At 59.1% G+C, this 16,041-nt stretch carries 18 protein-coding genes and 3 pseudogenes; 12 read left to right on the top strand and 9 right to left on the bottom strand.

Annotated elements, in window-relative coordinates; all coding sequences use genetic code 11:
• The first annotated feature begins 407 nt into the window (after nucleotides 1-407).
• The 6 genes from LGH82_RS05700 (at nucleotide 408) to LGH82_RS05675 (ending at nucleotide 3,781) form a co-directional block, all read left to right on the top strand.
• Nucleotides 408-575 (top strand): hypothetical protein, encoded by a 168-nt coding sequence (locus LGH82_RS05700; RefSeq protein WP_227347633.1) that lies wholly within the window; start codon nucleotides 408-410, stop codon nucleotides 573-575.
• 105 nt (nucleotides 576-680) lie between these two features.
• Nucleotides 681-2,027, top strand: coding sequence for a hypothetical protein (locus LGH82_RS05695; RefSeq protein ID WP_227347632.1), 1,347 nt, complete (start codon nucleotides 681-683; stop codon nucleotides 2,025-2,027).
• Between the two features lie 19 nt (nucleotides 2,028-2,046).
• Nucleotides 2,047-2,583, top strand: coding sequence for a DUF2249 domain-containing protein (locus LGH82_RS05690; protein ID WP_227347631.1), 537 nt, complete (start codon nucleotides 2,047-2,049; stop codon nucleotides 2,581-2,583).
• Entirely contained in the window at nucleotides 2,580-2,918 is a 339-nt protein-coding gene (locus tag LGH82_RS05685; RefSeq protein ID WP_227347630.1) for a metal-sulfur cluster assembly factor, read from the top strand. Before LGH82_RS05690 ends, LGH82_RS05685 begins: the two co-directional genes overlap by 4 nt.
• Nucleotides 2,915-3,439: a group III truncated hemoglobin gene (locus LGH82_RS05680; protein ID WP_319799919.1), complete on the top strand. Its 525-nt coding sequence runs from the start codon at nucleotides 2,915-2,917 to the stop codon at nucleotides 3,437-3,439. The genes LGH82_RS05685 and LGH82_RS05680 overlap by 4 nt, the downstream gene beginning before the upstream one ends.
• A gap of 126 nt (nucleotides 3,440-3,565) precedes the next feature.
• On the top strand, nucleotides 3,566-3,781 hold the full coding sequence (locus LGH82_RS05675; protein WP_227347629.1) for a DUF1858 domain-containing protein: 216 nt from the start codon (nucleotides 3,566-3,568) through the stop codon (nucleotides 3,779-3,781).
• Here the strand turns inward: LGH82_RS05675 and LGH82_RS05670 are convergent.
• The gene (locus LGH82_RS05670) at nucleotides 3,778-4,482 is read right to left on the bottom strand and encodes a Crp/Fnr family transcriptional regulator (protein ID WP_227347628.1); all 705 of its coding nucleotides are present in this window, start codon (nucleotides 4,480-4,482) and stop codon (nucleotides 3,778-3,780) included. The two genes, LGH82_RS05675 and LGH82_RS05670, sit on opposite strands and share 4 nt — an antisense overlap.
• Before the next feature lie 225 nt (nucleotides 4,483-4,707).
• Here LGH82_RS05670 and LGH82_RS05665 point away from each other — a divergent pair.
• Both LGH82_RS05665 and LGH82_RS05660 read left to right on the top strand, forming a co-directional pair.
• Nucleotides 4,708-5,096, top strand: a pseudogene (locus LGH82_RS05665) (pseudoazurin).
• 86 nt (nucleotides 5,097-5,182) lie between these two features.
• Nucleotides 5,183-6,388, top strand: coding sequence for an NnrS family protein (locus LGH82_RS05660; protein ID WP_227347627.1), 1,206 nt, complete (start codon nucleotides 5,183-5,185; stop codon nucleotides 6,386-6,388).
• A 64-nt stretch (nucleotides 6,389-6,452) separates the two neighbouring features.
• Here the strand turns inward: LGH82_RS05660 and LGH82_RS05655 are convergent.
• Nucleotides 6,453-6,623 (bottom strand): annotated as a pseudogene (locus LGH82_RS05655) (IS630 family transposase); the annotation flags it as partial.
• Nucleotides 6,624-6,689: 66 nt separating this feature from the next.
• Here LGH82_RS05655 and LGH82_RS05650 point away from each other — a divergent pair.
• Nucleotides 6,690-7,700, top strand: coding sequence for an IS110 family transposase (locus tag LGH82_RS05650; protein ID WP_227347626.1), 1,011 nt, complete (start codon nucleotides 6,690-6,692; stop codon nucleotides 7,698-7,700).
• 198 nt (nucleotides 7,701-7,898) lie between these two features.
• Here LGH82_RS05650 and LGH82_RS05645 read toward each other — a convergent pair whose 3' ends face one another.
• The 4 genes from LGH82_RS05645 to hemN all read right to left on the bottom strand — a co-directional run bounded on the left by LGH82_RS05645 (nucleotide 7,899) and on the right by hemN (nucleotide 11,805).
• A complete protein-coding gene (locus LGH82_RS05645; RefSeq protein ID WP_264484394.1) occupies nucleotides 7,899-8,408 on the bottom strand; it encodes an IS630 family transposase in 510 nt (169 codons plus the stop codon).
• Complete coding sequence (locus tag LGH82_RS05640; RefSeq protein ID WP_264484364.1) at nucleotides 8,351-8,674, bottom strand: transposase; 324 nt, start codon at nucleotides 8,672-8,674, stop codon at nucleotides 8,351-8,353. The genes LGH82_RS05645 and LGH82_RS05640 overlap by 58 nt, the downstream gene beginning before the upstream one ends.
• A 207-nt stretch (nucleotides 8,675-8,881) precedes the next feature.
• Nucleotides 8,882-9,757 (bottom strand): ferritin-like domain-containing protein, encoded by an 876-nt coding sequence (locus LGH82_RS05635; protein ID WP_227347624.1) that lies wholly within the window; start codon nucleotides 9,755-9,757, stop codon nucleotides 8,882-8,884.
• A gap of 695 nt (nucleotides 9,758-10,452) precedes the next feature.
• Nucleotides 10,453-11,805: an oxygen-independent coproporphyrinogen III oxidase gene (gene hemN, locus LGH82_RS05630; protein WP_227347623.1), complete on the bottom strand. Its 1,353-nt coding sequence runs from the start codon at nucleotides 11,803-11,805 to the stop codon at nucleotides 10,453-10,455.
• A 226-nt stretch (nucleotides 11,806-12,031) separates the two neighbouring features.
• On the opposite strand from hemN, the gene LGH82_RS05625 reads away from it, so the two are divergent.
• Entirely contained in the window at nucleotides 12,032-12,235 is a 204-nt protein-coding gene (locus tag LGH82_RS05625; protein ID WP_227347622.1) for a DUF2249 domain-containing protein, read from the top strand.
• Between the two features lie 2 nt (nucleotides 12,236-12,237).
• Here LGH82_RS05625 and LGH82_RS05620 read toward each other — a convergent pair.
• A protein-coding gene (locus LGH82_RS05620) for an IS3 family transposase (protein WP_227344189.1) occupies nucleotides 12,238-13,589 on the bottom strand; the annotation gives its coding sequence in 2 pieces (ribosomal slippage) (nucleotides 12,238-13,253 and nucleotides 13,253-13,589; 1,353 coding nt in all).
• Nucleotides 13,590-13,677: 88 nt separating this feature from the next.
• Here LGH82_RS05620 and LGH82_RS05615 point away from each other — a divergent pair.
• Both LGH82_RS05615 and LGH82_RS05610 read left to right on the top strand, forming a co-directional pair.
• Nucleotides 13,678-13,827: pseudogene (locus LGH82_RS05615) on the top strand (DUF2249 domain-containing protein); the annotation flags it as partial.
• A gap of 296 nt (nucleotides 13,828-14,123) precedes the next feature.
• Nucleotides 14,124-14,486: a hypothetical protein gene (locus LGH82_RS05610; protein WP_227347621.1), complete on the top strand. Its 363-nt coding sequence runs from the start codon at nucleotides 14,124-14,126 to the stop codon at nucleotides 14,484-14,486.
• A gap of 124 nt (nucleotides 14,487-14,610) precedes the next feature.
• On the opposite strand, the gene mog is transcribed toward LGH82_RS05610, so the two are convergent.
• Nucleotides 14,611-15,117: a molybdopterin adenylyltransferase gene (mog, locus tag LGH82_RS05605; RefSeq protein ID WP_227347620.1), complete on the bottom strand. Its 507-nt coding sequence runs from the start codon at nucleotides 15,115-15,117 to the stop codon at nucleotides 14,611-14,613.
• Nucleotides 15,118-15,138: 21 nt separating this feature from the next.
• On the bottom strand, nucleotides 15,139-16,038 hold the full coding sequence (ubiV, locus tag LGH82_RS05600; RefSeq protein WP_227347619.1) for a ubiquinone anaerobic biosynthesis protein UbiV: 900 nt from the start codon (nucleotides 16,036-16,038) through the stop codon (nucleotides 15,139-15,141).
• Nucleotides 16,039-16,041: the final 3 nt, after the last annotated feature.

Genomic DNA, 16,041 nt, shown 5'->3' with positions numbered 1-16,041 from the left:
CCATCTGTCAGGATCGCAATGGATTTCTGAACCACACGTTTTTCGCGATTAGCTTAACTTTACTGCTGCAATCGGATCGTTCTTTGCTCTGTCGCAAGCAAAATCCGTCTCCAAGCATCGGAACCGCGAAAGCGGGCGCACGGATAGACAATCCAGCAAAAAGGGATACCCCTGCCGCCCTGCCGCTCACATCCCATGGTTCTGGATCCGCCCTGAGCACTGACCCATCGCGGTTCAATTTGCGCGAGCGCAAAGAACAAACATCCCATGTCCCGTACCTTCTCTTTCAATCGACGACCATCGAGATTGGAGACTGACATGTCCACGCGACGTGAGGCGCCCTCCGGAGCAGCGATTGGCGCGGCCGTTACGATGCCAGGCATGCCAGCAAGCGAAGTGAGGCGAAAATGAAAATAGATTCCGAGAGTAAAGAAGTGATCGAAGAATGGCCAACCTTTGTATTCAGCACCGAAGCAGCAAGCGGCGCAAAGGCGGACAATACGTTGCTGCCCATGCTTATCGCCGGGCTCGCCCTAATTGTCGTGGGCGGCGTGGTCGTCATGGCCTTCGTGTAGAAAACGAAGTCTGATGCTGTCTCTTGGCGATATGCCCGTCGCAGCGATTGCGATGAGTGCTGGTATGTCCGAAATTTGCGGACATCATCATATCGATGACTGGCGATGAACGGCTCAGCCCTCTCTCGCTGGACCATGGCATACTTTGCTGCCGCGCTAGCTTTCCTGATCGCGGCACAAGCGCTGATGATCGCCGGCTTCGGTTTTCCGACCGTCGGCGTGGAAGCTCCAGAAACGCTTGTGATCGTCCACATGATTACAATCGGTTGGCTCAGTCTGTTGATGTGCGGGGCGTTGCTCCAGTTTGTACCAGTGCTCGTTGCGCAGCCCCTTCGCGACGAGTCACTGGCTTTGCCGGCGTTGACCTGTTTGCTTATGGGACTGTTCTGCTTGCTCACCGGTTTTCTCCAGCTTTCAGGCGCGATCGACGTCAATGTCCCCGTTCTCGCATTGGCGGGCCTCTTCCTTCCTGCTGGTTTCTCGTTGATCGTATGGGTGCTCGGGCGGACGTTGTGGAGCGTCCGGCCATCTAGCCTGCAACTGCCCGCACGTTTCGTGGCCGGAGGACTTGCCAGCATAGCAGTCACCGCCGCGTTGGGTGCTTCGTTTGCATTTGTGCTTTCAGGCCAGGCGCCTGGATGGGCGGACTTCGATCTGCGAACACTGGCTCTTCCCATCCATGTGACGGTCGGGCTGGGTGGCTGGCTCGGCCTCACGTCAATCGGCGTCAGCTACCGCTTGCTGCCGATGTTCATGCTTTCCCCGGACAGCGAACGGACCAGCGGGCATTTGGTCTTATGGACTGGTGGGGCGGCCTTGGGTTTGATTGTTCTGGAAGGACCTTTCGAAGCTGTTTCTGGAACAACAGCGTTGCCCACCGTTCTCGCGGGCTTCCTGGGCCTCATAGCGACAATCTTGTATGGCGTTGATCTCGTGTTCTTTTATCGCAACCGCAAGCGACGCAAGATCGAGCTGAATAGCAGTTCGGCGATCGGCGCATTCTCTGCCCTCTATCTGTCGATTCTGCTTTTTGCCGCGCTGGTGGCAACAGGAACGTTCGCTGAACATCTGAGCGGGATTGTCTATCTCGTAGTTTTCGGTTGGCTGACGGGGCTGGGACTTTCGCAGCTCTACAAGATCGTGCCGTTCCTGACTTGGCTTGAATGCTACGGACCGGTGATGGGTAGGAAGCCGACGCCGCGCGTTCAGGATCTCGTTGTCGAAACCCGCGCCAAGTACTGGTTCTCACTCTATTATGTCGGAGTACTGGCCGGAACTGGCGCGCTTCTGGCCGACGCGACAGTCCTGTTCCGCATCGCCACAACCGTGACGTTGACCGCCACCTCAGCAATCGTGGTGGAGCTTGTTCTGGCGCGCTGCCTTGTCAATGTTTCGGCTGCCTTGCGCATGCCAGCCGGGACGTCGCGCCCACGTCTTTTCCTGCCATCCTGACGCCAAAGAGGAAATTCAAATGAGTCACCCGCATTACGACCTCGATGTTCGGCCGATCCTTCGCGAAGGTGGCGAGCCCTTCACCGCCATCATGGAAGCAGTCGCCGCGCTGGCTCCCGGTCAAAGCCTGCGCTTGCTCGCTTCCTTCAAACCTATTCCTCTGTTCCAGGTGCTTGGTGCAAGAGGGTTCGAGGTTTCGGCCCGCGAGATCGGCAAGGGCGATTGGGAAGTGATCTTCACGCCCGCCAATGCATTGTCGCCAGAGCCGGAACAAACCCAACGAACGTCACGCCCCGCCAGCGAAGACGACTGGCCCGAGCCAGTCATGGAACTTGACAACCGCGATCTCGAGCCGCCGGAACCTATGGTCAAGGCGTTGGAAGGAGTCGAATCCTTGACGGTCGGCCAAACCATAGCCGTGCTGCTACCACGTGAACCGGTGTTCCTGATCGACGAACTCGAGGCGCGGGGTCATCGCTGGCGAGGTGCTTTTGAACCCGAAGGGCAGTATCGCATTGTCATCCGATCATGCGGACCAGGACTGCGGAAGTCATGACCGACAGGCAAGACGAGACACGGGCGGCTGGCGTGCGGGAAGCGCTTCGCATGGTCATCGATCCCGAGCTTGGTGAAAATGTCGTCGATCTCGGACTGATTTACCAGGTTTCGGTGGGACATGACGGGACGGCGCACATCGAAATGACGACCACGACGCGTGCATGTCCGGCCACGGGTTATCTCAAGGACGCCGTACAGTCGGCGGCTTGGAACGTGACCGGAATCTGCACCGTCGAGATACTGCTCACCTACGAACCGCCGTGGACGCCCGAGATGATGAATGCCGGCGCCAGGCGCCGTCTTGGCTTACCCGAAACAGGAAGCAATGCATGAACGGGAAGCAACGAAACAAGCCAACGATCGTCGTCGACGGCATGCCGCTGTCGAGCGTGCTTGATGAGACGATGATCCGCCGGGTCGTGCAAGGCTTTTACGAAGAAATACGTCGCGATCACCTCCTCGGTCCAATCTTCAACGCCGCGATCCCACCTGAGGCATGGCCGCGTCATTTGGCGAAGATGTGCGACTTCTGGTCCGCAACGCTGCTGCGGACCTCCCGCTATGAGGGCCGGCCGCTGCCGCCGCACCTGACGATATCGGGCCTTGGCGAGGCGCATTTCCGGCGCTGGCTGGCGCTGTTTCGAGCCACAGTGAAGCGCGTTTGCCCGCCCGAAGCCGCAGCGCTGTTCATGGCCCGGGCGCTGCGCCTTGCACACAGCTTCCGCCTTGCAGTCGCTTTCAACCGGGGGAAGACACCATTCACGTCAAACCAATCCTCGAGGAGAGCCTTTGCTCAGACAGAGCTTCAGAGTGATCGCAATGCCCATCTGAGAGATCGTCCTTCCTGCCACTGACGAGACCCTCTGTCCGTCAGTCGTGCAGCAGGTTGCCGGGTTAGGCCTCTTCCTCTTTGTTTCAGCGCAACGATCATCTTGTAAAGCGGTTGCATGTGTTGTGCTTCGCAAACGCGGACAAAAGGCATGAAACCTCGATTCAGCGACGATGTCACGATGGACGCAATCATGCGCGAGTGGCCGGCAACCATCCGCGTCGTTCTCCAGCATGGCTTGCTTTGCGTCGGCTGCCCGATTGCTCCGTTCCACACCATTTCCGAGGCGGCGCGGGAGCATGGGCTAAACGAGGAATCACTTCGTTTCGATCTGCATGCTGCTATCGAGCGAAACCGAGCGGATTAGTTCTTCCCAGTCCGCCCTTCGGCTAGCACAAGCAGGCGGTGAGGTTCAACCACGGTCACCTTCTCGCGTCCGCTTTTCACCAGGCCCTTATCCTCCCAGGAGGATAGCAGCCGGCTCACCGTGTGCAGCGTCGTTCCTGTCATCTCGGCAATGTCCTGCCGTGAGATCGGGAAGTCGATCATGGTTCCTTCATCGGTCTTCCGGCCCGTCTGCTTGACCAGTTTGAGCAGCGCATGGGCGACGCGCTGATCCACCTGCTCGGTGGACATCTCGATGACGCGCGTGTGGGCATCCTGCAGCCGGGTGCCCACGGTCTTATAGGTGTTGGCACCAAAATTGGGGAAAGCTTCCGCAAATCTTGGCCAAAGGTGGCCTGGCCATGCAAGCACAACGCAGTCGGCGGCGGCGATTGCGCTTGCCGGATAGGCGGTGCGGCCTATCGCGTGGGCGATGCCCATCAGTTCGCCGGGGCTGATATATCGCACCGTCACCTCTTGGCCATCAGACGTCGTCTTGATGACACGGACATGCCCGTCGAGAAGCAAGAAAAAGGAATGAGCGTCCTGCTCCTGCTCGAAAACGGGTTGGTCCTTGGCAATCCGTAACGACCGGGCTTGGCCGATTATGTAGTCGAGATCCGTTGGGGCCATGCCCTGAAAGGCAGATAGCCCGGCAATCAATGAGCGGTCGAGGCGGCTCAATTGTAGCGCCTCTTCCGAAACTTTACTGCGACCATGAAAGGCATTCCGATCTGTCGAACCACACAATGTCATAGACGACCGACAGGCGGCAAGTGGCACACACCGCGGCCTTTTTCCTCATTTCCCAACCCTGTTTGCGCTGCAGCAAAGTTCTCAGACTGGATACAGCCTAGAAAAGCGACAGCGCTAAACGCCGTCGAGAACAACTGAACAGAAAGGTAGATCATGAGAACTGCAATCGCAATCGCCGCCGCGCTCGCGGCATCGGTGTTGGCCGGAGCAGCGCAGGCTGCCAACAATCAGGTCCAGATGCTCAACAAGGGCGAGAAACCTTCGTGCCGACCGACAAAGGCCACGTTGCTGAAAGCATCAACGGCATGATCCCGGATGGCGCCGAGCCCTTCAAGGGCAAGCCGAGTGAGCAATTCACCGTTACGCTCGACAAGGAAGGTCTCTACGGCGTGAAGTGCGCGCCTCACTATGGCATGGGCATGGTGGCGCTGATCGCGGTCGGCAAGCCGGTCAATCTGGCGCGGGCAGCGGGTGTCAAGCAGTCGGGCAAGGCGAAGAAAGTGTTCGAGACCCTGTTGGCTAAAGTTCAATTCGCCAATTAGGTTGTATAAATCTCATTCTGAAAATCAACAGAGTCCTGCAAGCGGACACTAGGCCGCCTGACTTCCTCCTTTTTGAAATGCATTTGATGGCAATTCCTCGCACCCGACCAAGCGCTTATCCGGCGGTTCTGTCTTACGGTTTCCGGCCGTTCTTCCTGCTCGGCTCCCTGTATGCCGGAGCAGCCATCCTTTTCTGGCTGCCGTTGTTTTACGGCAAGCTCACAACCTCCAGCGTCTTTCTGCCCGTTGATTGGCATGTCCATGAGATGCTCTTTGGCTATCTCGCGGCAATCATGACGGGATTCCTGCTGACGGCCATCCCGAACTGGACCGGACGTCTGCCCGTGCAAGGCCTGCCCCTGCTAGCGCTCGTCCTGCTGTGGCTTGCAGGGCGGCTTGCGGTGTTCTTTTCAGCTGACACCGGGTGGCTCGTCGGAGCCGCAGTCGACTGCGCATTTCTCCTGGCGGTAGCAGCCGCCGCCGCGACCGAAATCATCGCGGGCCGAAACTGGCGAAACCTGAAGGTGCTGCTGCCGGTTGCCGTGCTTTTGGCGGCCAACGTGATGTTTCATGCCGAAGCGCACTACCAAGGCATCTCGGACATTAGCCGCCGGCTCGGCCTCGGGGCCGCTGTCGTCCTCATAATGATTATAGGGGGACGCGTTGTTCCCAGTTTCACCCGGAATTGGTTGGCGCGCGAAAATCAAGGACGTCTGCCGTCCCCGTTCAGCCATTTCGACGCAGCAACGATCGCACTGTCCGCGACCGCATTGGCGGCCTGGGCCTTCTTTCCTGAAAGCAACGTAACGGGCGCAATGCTGATCGCCGGAGCGGTCCTCAACGCCATGCGGCTTGCGCGCTGGGCTGGTGATCGCACGCTCCGCGATCCGCTGGTGCTGATCCTGCACGTAGCGTTCGTCTTTGTGCCGATCGGTTTTCTGCTGGCCGGACTTGCCGTCGTCCTACCGGAGTCCGTTCCTTCCGCGGCGGGAATTCACGCGTTCAGCGTAGGTGCGGTGGCATGCATGACGCTCGCCGTCATGACCCGAGCCACCCTTGGGCATACAGGCCGCGAGTTGCGGGCGGGCATTGGCACATGCGCAGTCTTTGTCGCGATCGTGCTCGCGGCCATCCTTCGCATCGGCGCCGCGTTCGTGCCTGCGGAAGAAGTGCTTCTCCATATGTCGGCGACGTTGTGGGTGGTGGCCTTCCTCGGATACGCGGCTCTGTTTGGCGGTATGCTCGTTCAACCCAAATTACGTGCGCGGCAGCCGAACAAAGCGGCTTCATAAAGGACGGACCGCATCGTATCCAAAGGAAACGGAAATACGTCTGGCATGCTAGAGCAGATCCGGCTTAATCCGGGTCATATCCTGCTGCCTTGAAGTAGTTTTCGCACTCGGCCGGGGAGAACAGCTCGACGATCGAGCCGACGGCATCCCACAGGGCCTTGATTGTTCGCTCTGCTTTGGCGCGCAACAGCGCCTTGAGCTTTGAGAAGGCGTTCTCGATTGATGGTGTGGATGGCTCCTGCTCCCGGCGTCGCATTGCGCCATAGTTGGGATGTTGTCGTCCCGAGCAAAGGAGCCATCCATGTCAGAACTTGCCACAGTTGGCATCGACCTCGCAAAGAGTGTCTTCCAGATCCATGGTGTTGACGGGAACGGGCGGGTTCTCGTACGCCGTCAGCTTCGCCGCAGCCAGTTGCTGGCGTTTTTCCAGAAGCGTCCACGATGCCTAATCGGCATGGAGGCTTGCGCAGGTTCTCACGACTGGGGGCGCAGGCTCCAGGAGATGGGGCACGACGTCCGGCTGATGCCGCCGTCCTATGTGAAGCCGTACGTGAAGCGCGGGAAGACAGATGCTGCGGATGCGGCCGCCATCTGCGAGGCTGTGACGCGGCCCTCCATGCGGTTTGTCGCCATCAAGAGCGAAGCCTGCTCGTCGGTTCTGGTTCTTCACCGCACGCGAGACTTTCTGGTTCGCCAGCGCACGCAGATCGGCAATGCGATCCGAGCCCACATGACCGAGTTCGGCGTCATCGCGGCGAAGGGCGCGCAGAACGTCAATCGACTGAAGGAGCAACTGGATCAACTGCCGGAAGTAGCTCGGATGCCTGTGGGTTTGCTCTTCGATCAATTGGCCGAGACGGACAAACGGATCGAACGGCTGACCGACGAGATCGAAGAGACCTACGCGCAAAGCGAGACAAGCCAGCGTCTGGCCACGATCCCAGGTGTGGGGATGCTGACGGCGACGATCATCGCGGCGACGACGCCGGATGTCGACAATTTCGGCTGCGCGAGGGACTATGCCGCCTGGCTCGGCCTCACTCCCAAGCCGCACTCCACCGGGGGCAAGCAAAGGGTGGGCCGAATCTCGAAGATGGGCAATCGTTATATCCGACGCTTGCTGTATCTGGGCGCCATGGCGCAGATCATGCTCAGATGCAGACTCAAGCGCGAACCGGGCTCGGACTGGCTATCGAGCATGCTGATGCGAAAGAAGACGAAGATCGTCGCCATCGCTTTGGCGCATCGCATGGCACGAACAATCTTTGCTGTCCTCAGGGACGGATCGCGTTACGAGCCGCAGGCAGTCTGACAGGCTCTCGGAATGGTCAGGGCAAAGTGAGGTGATGGCGAACAAACGGAGACGAAGAATCAGGACACCCCGATTAATCCGAAGCGCCTCGAGCGCGCTCGATTGAGTGGGACCTGTTCTCCAAGCGGATATTCATCAGGGCGCGCAGCGATCCCGTTGCACATTCAGACGCCGTATACATGGCCGCAACCGACCTGTTCACCAAACCCGATCCGATACCCTTGACCCGCAGGAGCCATCCATACACGGGTTAAAGTCGGGGCTGTATGGTGGCAACAAGCTGAATGTCGCGCCGGCCTGCTCGATCGCGTCGCGCACCCCTGCCGCCTTATGCGCCGGCAAGTTGTCCATGATGACGATGTCGCCCGGCTTCAGGGTCGGGACGAGGACCTGCTCTACATAAGCTCGGAAGACGGTGCCGTTCATGGCGCCATCATAGACGAACGGCGCGGTCATGCCGGTCAGCCGCAGCGCGCCGGTGAAAGTGGTGGTCTTCCAGTGGCCATGAGGCACGCCAGCCCGGCAACGCTCGCCGCGTGGCGCGCGCCCCCGCAGCCGCGCTATCTTGGTCGACAGTCCGGTCTCATCAATGAAGACGAGCCGGGCTGGATCGAGATCGAGCTGGCCGTCGAACCAGGCGCGGCGGCGCTTCAGGACGTCTGGTCGGGTCTGCTCCAGTGCATGTGCGGACTTTTTTTGAACGTCCAGCCACGCCTGCCAAGCCAGGCGCTCAAGGCACTGCGACCGATGCGTGCTGACCGCTCGACGGCCAGCAGTTCAACCATCTCGTCCAGTGTGATGTCCTTGCGCGCCTCGATCAACCCGACAATGAAGGCTTCATGGGCATCCAGACTGGAGCCGCGCCGCCAACCCTGTGGCCGAGGCGTTCGCTCGCCGATCCTGGCGCGCGCGATCCAACGGATCGCACTCGATATCCCCACGCCGAACCGCGCCGCGGCCTGTCGCGCAGACATGCCATCGTCGGATGCCTTCAAAACCCGGGACCGGAGGTCCTCGCTGAGTGCCCTTGCCATCATCCACCTCATTAAAGTGGACGTTGAATCAGCCGAGCAAGCCTGTGTCACATCACAATCGATTCATCGCTGGATGTGCTCTAGGGCTGCGAATCCGAAAGTCCTGTGATCTTGGAACAGCGCGATGACGAAGGTCGGAATTGGATACTAATCGTGCGGCGATTCTATCGGCCGTTCCTCAAGATATCTCAAAGTGGCCAAGCGTTTGATGGCCGTCGCTGCAAGGATTTGAGCTCGGTCGCGGTCGGCCTGAAATGGAAGGCTTTCCCCCGCATTGAGGTAAGATTCAGCCAGGAGTTCGCAGAGTGCATCCAAGGATTCCGGCGATTGGTTGCTAATTGAATTGCTCGGTCCAAGCGGACTGCCAGTGAGTTGTTTTGCAAGGTCTTCTGCCTCCGTCGCCAGACGGCTAAGCACGGCCTTGTCATGTTTCCCTCTGAAAGCCGCAAACGCGTTCAGCCGGATCGCGATCTGTTCTTCCATGTTTGCTAGGTCGCCAGAGGTGACAAATGTCGCTTCGGCGTCACGACGGGAAGAGAATGCGCGCCGGCGTTCAATTCGCAGAACACGAGCATGTTCCAGTTCCTCGCTAGCCATCTCCTCGGAAGCGGACCGGACCTCCATTGAAGTCGCATTCGCAGCGACGTAGGACCAAAAGGCAAAAGCGCGCTCTTCATTTCTCACTGCCATCGCGAACGAATGGTAAGCATCCACAAGTTCCGGCGAGATCACGGCCGCATCCTCGTCGTCGAAGACATCTTTTGGCGTCCATCGGAGCTGCCTCAGATCCGGATCGTTGCCGCCGGATTTTCGGGACCAGCGAACGACGTTTTCGATATGGCCTGTTTCCTCCCTGACTAAGCGCTCGAAAACCTCCGCCAGTCTCGCCTGACCGTTATCGCGCATTCGCTTCGCCAGTTCTGCGTACTTTTCCGCAGATTCTGTCTCCATAGCGAATGCGATCGCCATAAGTTCGGCCATCGACCTGACAGCCGCCGCTGGCTCTGCCTTCAAACGGGACATGACTCTCCTCCGATGCCATTTTTTTGACAGTAGGCCAACTGCCTCGAAGTTGTTTGCGCTGCGTCAAAGAACTCTCGTCCAACAACCCCCGACATGTGCGCCAAAGGCCGCTGGCGGACTTGAAGCCTTGGAAATGCTGAGAAACTGAAGAAGCAAGTCGATGCCGGAGGGCATCTCCATTCGATCCTGGCATTCCTCGCTGTCTGGTCCGCGCCTACCTATGTCGCGGGAAGCCTCCGTAGGGTACTGATCGATACGGAATTCGAAGGCGTCCGCCGCTAGCGCCATCTCCGCGGCACCCCGAACGATTGGATATGCCTAACTCGACTCCGATTCTCGAGCGCTGTTGGCTATTCGGGCAAACCGATCGGAATCCCTGTGGGCATTGTCCGCGGGATCAAGTTTGTCGAGCACAAGAAACCCGATTGTCTTTGTACGCAAGCCGCAGGCGAAGGTCCTCGCGGCGCTCAATTCGCTGATTGGCAAAGGACCTCAGCCGTGGTCGGCTGTGCGAGTTTGAGCGTCGTCGCGCGGGAGGCTGCGACGATTGATGCGCCGTCGACCGCCTTCGATTTGATGGGTTGGGACAACATTGTTGGTGCGATTCAATGATTCGATGACGTCGAAGCCATCAGACGCCCGCATGTGGCACATTAACCCTAGCGGGGACTACGGAAACGGACAGCGATGGCGTTTCAGGCGGCCCTGCCATGAATCCTCGGCGATTGTTCCAGATAAGCGTCGAAAGCAGAAGCAGCGGCACGGATGAGAAACGAATGCTCGCTGCGCACCCGGATGAAGCCCTCCGTCATCTCCAGCACGCCGTCCTTTGCCAGCGCCTGAAGGCGCCCACCGGTGTCGAGTATTCGAGCTGAATCGAAGGCGAATTGAGAGCAGATTTCCAGAACATCGACTTCGAAATCGCACATCAGCCGCTCGATGATAGCGCCACGCACCCGGTCTTCAGCGGTGAGCCGATAACCCTTCGAGGTTGCCAGCCGACCGCAAGCGACGTGCCGCGCGTAGAGACCGAGCGCAACCTCGTTCTGAACGTAGCCATTGTCGGTTCTGCCGATGGCCGAGGCGCCGAGACCGATCAACGTTTGGCAAGTATCAGTCGTATAACCCTGAAAATTCCGCCGGAGTGTTCCGGCTTCCTGCGCCCGCACGAGATCGTCGGCCGGCAAAGCGAAGTGATCAAGGCCGATTTGCCGATAGCCGGCGGCCTTGAGCACATCGGCGATCGCATGTGCTTGGTCATTACGGGCCATGCTGTCCGGCAGAACCGTCTCGTCGATCATACGCTGGTGCATTTTGAACGAGGGAACATGAGCGTAGCCGAAAACAGCGAACCGGTCCGGTCGCATGGCCGTTGCCGCGATCGCTGTGTCGACGCATGAACGCACCGTCTGGTGGGGGAGACCGTAGATGAGGTCAAAATTGATGCGCTCTACGCCATTTCTGCGGAGATGATGCATCGCTTCAGCTGTCACCTCTTCACTTTGGATACGATTGACCGCCTTCTGCACCAAGGGGTCGAAGCTTTGCACACCAAGGCTTGCGCGCCCTACACCCGCCTGCCCAAGAGTTTGAGCCATATCGGACGTCAGAGTGCGCGGATCGATCTCGATAGCGATCGCAGCAGCCTCGGTGAATTCAAACCGGTGGCGCAGGAGATCCATGAGCGCCACGAACTCTGCCGGCTCCAGGATCGTAGGCGTGCCACCTCCAAAATGCACCTCACCGATACTAAGACGTCCGGAAACATGATCCGCTACCAGGTGAATCTCCTCCCGCAAGACAGCGAGATAATCGAGAACAGGCTGGTCCTTTTTGGTGATCGTGGTGTGGCAACCACAATACCAGCACATCGATCGGCAGAAGGGGATGTGGAGATAAAGCGATACTGGATCACCTGGAGGAAGATTCGCCAGCCAGTCCGCATAGGTGCCAGGACCCACTGCGGGCGAGAAACGCGGAGCCGTCGGGTAGCTGGTATAGCGGGGGAGACGGGCATCTCCATATTTTCTCAGAACGGATGGTTGCAACGGAACTTTCCTACTCAGAGTGGGTGCCCTCTAAGCTAGTCGTTCGTCCGCGCGGTTCTTTGCGAAATGCCAACGAACGGCGCTTATCCTGTGCCTTCAGGATTCTTGGAATTGTTTGCGATTCGACAAATAGGCTGGCTGACCACGGGCTAGATTTTCGCGCCGGGATCGACGATAGCCGCCGTCTCCAGGCTCCGATCTTTCAGCGGCCGGGAACTCAATCGACATGGCAGATACAGAACTCGCAACGGTGCTCTCGATCGACGTGCGGGCTATTCCTCCGGTAGATCGCCACCCGCAAATCTTCGGCGCGGCGGCCGCGCTGGCCGAGGGATCTTCCTTCATCATCGTCAATGACTGTCCGTCGTCAGATCATTTGGCTCAGATTGGATCGCAGATTAGCGGAGTGTCGGCCTCATCTTGGGGTTGATGTTAAGCGGCGATCTTGCGGTGCTGCAAGCGCCGATGTTGGATGGTTTGGCGTTTGATCCTTTCTCGCTGTTTGATAATGGCTGCGGCCCTGCCGAAGTAGGCGTCGGCTGGCGTTACGTTGGCCAGGCTCTCGTGGTAGCGTCGATGGTTGTAATGTTCGACGAAGGCTGCGATCTGGGCCTCAAGGTCGCCGGGCAGAAAGTAGTTCTCCAAGAGGATTCGGTTTTTGAGGGTCTGGTGCCAGCGCTCGATCTTGCCTTGGGTCTGGGGATGCATTGGAGCGCCCCGGACATGGCTCATGCGTTGGTCCTGGATATAGTCCGCCAGTTCGCCGGCGATGTAGCTGGGGCCATTATCGCTGAGCAGCCGAGGCTTGTGGTGCACATGGGCCTGGTCGCACCCTGAGGCAGTAAGTGCCATGTCCAGCGTGTCGGTGACGTCCTCGGCCCGCATGGTGCTGCACAGTTTCCAGGCGATGATGTAGCGGGAGTAATCGTCGAGCACGGTCGACAGGTACATCCAGCCCCAGCCGATGATCTTGAAGTAGGTGAAGTCCGTCTGCCACATCTCGTTGGGTCGCGTCGTCTTGGTGTGGAACTCGTTCGCCGCCTTGATCACCACATAGGCCGGGCTGGTGATCAGATCGTAGGCCTTGAGGAGCCGGTAAACGCTGGCTTCTGACACGAAGTAGCGCGTCTCGTCGGTGAACCGTACTGCCAGTTCGCGCGGGGAGAGCTCGGACTGCTCCAGCGCCAGTTCGATGATCTGGTCATGGATGGCAGGCGGGATGCGGTTCCACACCCGGCTCGGCGCCGAGGGCCGATCCTGCAGCGCCTCAGGCCCGCCCTCGACATAACGGTCATACCAGCGATAGAAGGTCCGGCGCGGGATGCCCAGTCGGTCCAGCGTTTTGCGGGTTGGCAGGTGTGACTGCTCGACGATCCTGATGATCTCGAGCTTTTCGGATGCGGGATATCTCATTCTTGCTCGTCCCCATCCGCGATCATGCTTTTTTTGAGCAGACGGTTTTCCAGTGTCAGATCAGCGACGCATTCCTTCAGCGCGCCGGCCTCCCGGCGCAAATCCTTGACCTCGTCGCTGGTGGCAGCACGAGCGGTATCACCCGCCAATCGGCGCTTGCCGGCCTCCATGAACTCCTTGGACCAGGTGTAATACAGGCTCTGCGCGATCCCTTCCTTGCGGCACAGCTCGGCGATGCTGTCTTCGCCGCGCAGCCCGTCCAGCACGATCCGGATCTTGTCTTCCGCTGAAAAATGCCGCCGGGTCGCCCGGCGAATGTCCTTTACCACCTGCTCGGCAGGCTTCTTGGCACTTGAGGATTTAGGGCTCATCTTGGTTCCTTCGTCGTGACGACGAGATCAAAACCCTCCTTAATTCACAACCTCAAATCTGGGACACAGGTGCTGACGGGGAACAGTCAATGACCACGACCCTCGACCCCTGCACTACCAGATCGAGGCCAGATATCCCGGCCTGTTTTCCTGGGAGTACCTGGAGCGAGGCCAGATATGGCGCGTCGAAATCAGCAGACTGCAATCGTCTGGCTGCGATTGTTCCTGCGGCAGCTGATGATCAGCCCAACGTCCCGCAGCACTTTGCAGGTGGCGATGCGGCTGAGGAATCTCGTCGGGCCTAACGCGATTGAATCCTGGCAGGGGTTGGACGTCGGCAATGCGCGCGGGAGAGAATGTCTGATACGTGGGGCCGATGCACTCGGCTGGCAGGCACGCCAGCGGGCGCACACTGCGCGGTGGCGGCGAGGGACGGGGGTCGCCTCGGCCACTCACATCAACGCCGGCCGACATCAAATGCCGGCAGCAAGCGCCAATACCACCGAGTATCTCGCGGGATAGCTGGGGCAGGGCATGTCAACCGATCACGCTGTTGTGTGGCTGGAATTCCGAACCGCAAAGGTGTTCCTTTTTGAAGATACTGCAATGCTGTCAGTCACTGGAGAACCTGAATTAATTCGTGACAAGCGGCTCACACATGATGGCCAGAACGGCCAACGTCGAGATGATGATTTCTTCGGAGACGTTCTTGGTTTTCTCGAAGCCAAGAAGAAATGGATTATCATCGGAAATAGATCGAGCTGCGTCGGCTTGCTCGAGCGCATATGCCATCAGAAGACTGAGGGGCGTGTCGCCTGCGTGGAATTTGTCGATGCGGTCACCGCTGAGGAAGTACTGTTGCGAGCTCGTCGCTATTGCCGCGATCGCCGCAGTTGATTTTTTGATAGTCGATATACACGTCAGCTCGGCAGCGCAAATGCACACGTGTGATCATTTGAATTGGGCTGGTCGAGGGGAAGGACGACAGTGCGTCGATATCCGCGCGATCATTTCCGCGCGGTCATTCTAGCATCGCCGGGTCCGCGATAATCGAACCGGCGCCGATCAGTTCGAGACAGTAAGGCACGGCAGGAAAGACGGCGTTCAGGCACACGTCGATCGAAGCCGGTTTACCGGGCAGGTTTATGATCAGCGAACGGCCGCGTACTCCAGCGGTCTGACGTGAAAGGATTGCGGTGCGGACCTGCCGCAAGCTGGCCTGCCGCATGAGTTCGCCAAAACCGGGAAGCTCCTTGGTGATGACCTGCTGCATGGCCTCGGGAGTGAGATCCCTGGGGGAGGGACCGGTCCCTCCGGTTGTCAGGATCAGATCAACACCGCGCTTGTCGCATAGTTCGATAAGCACGTCGCGGACGCTCTCCAGTCCGTCGGGGACGATGCGACGGATGAAGTTGCACGGCGATGTCACGACCTTGCGAAGCCAACTTTCGATGGCGGGCCCGCCGAGGTCCTCATACTCGCCTCGGCTTGCACGATCCGATACCGTGACGATCGCAATCTGGGTCATTTTTCCGTTCGAGATCCATCTTCAGATCGAAGCGGTCGCTTGCCATCCGGGCTTGGCATGGGCGTATCCATCGACGAGCGTGCCGGGCAGATCGAGGCACGAGAGGATGAAGCGAGCAGCCTTGGGATCCTCCGCCCCGTCGACAAGCGCTCTATAGGTCCTCGCCACCTCGATCATGTCGCACGTGTGCGGAGACAGACGGATACGCCGGACACCTTTGGAGGTGAGATCCGCGGGTGCGGGGCAGAAGGCCTGCACCTGGTTGGAGAGCGTCTGCACGCCATTGATCGCGAGGAATTGCTGGTCGTCGAGCGTGTCTATGGCAAGACCATCCGGGTCTCTTTCGCAGGTAAACTGGCAGGAATCCTTGTGAAGGCCGTGGATGCGTGCGTGATAGCATCGGCCGGAAACTGCCAGCGGCAGCCGACCGAAGACGAAAATCTCGAATTCCGCCTCGGGACATGCGCCGGCCATGGCGCCGACAGCGGCGAGCGACAATTCCACGGGCGGGCATATCGTTTTGGCACCGCGCTGGATCAGGAACCGCGCGGAAGCCTCATTATAGACGTTCAGGAACGGACCGGTCACGAAGGGCTTGCCGGAGCGTGACGGCAGGGCGGTGACGTCGTTGATCTCGACCAGCCGCTCGTCGATGCAGAGGTCCGCTATGCTTCTGCGTTCTCGAACGGTTGCCGGCGCCGCCAGCGTGGACAGCACCACTTCCTTTCCTGCACGCTCGAGGCGTTCTATGATCTCAGGCCATACGGGGTCGGAAAACGGCATCCGCTTGCCGCAGACGACTTCGCCGACATGGACCCGGTCGATCGGAGCCTCGTCTGCTATCCTGCGATAGAAGTCCGAGAGGCGGTCGGGCGGCCAGTGGAAGAAGACCGGCCCAAGCGTCAACGCAATTCCGGACAAGGT

Origin of the sequence: Mesorhizobium sp. PAMC28654 (assembly GCF_020616515.1) — a bacterium.
GTDB lineage: Bacteria > Pseudomonadota > Alphaproteobacteria > Rhizobiales > Rhizobiaceae > Mesorhizobium.
This window is presented reverse-complemented; position numbering and strand designations above follow the sequence as displayed.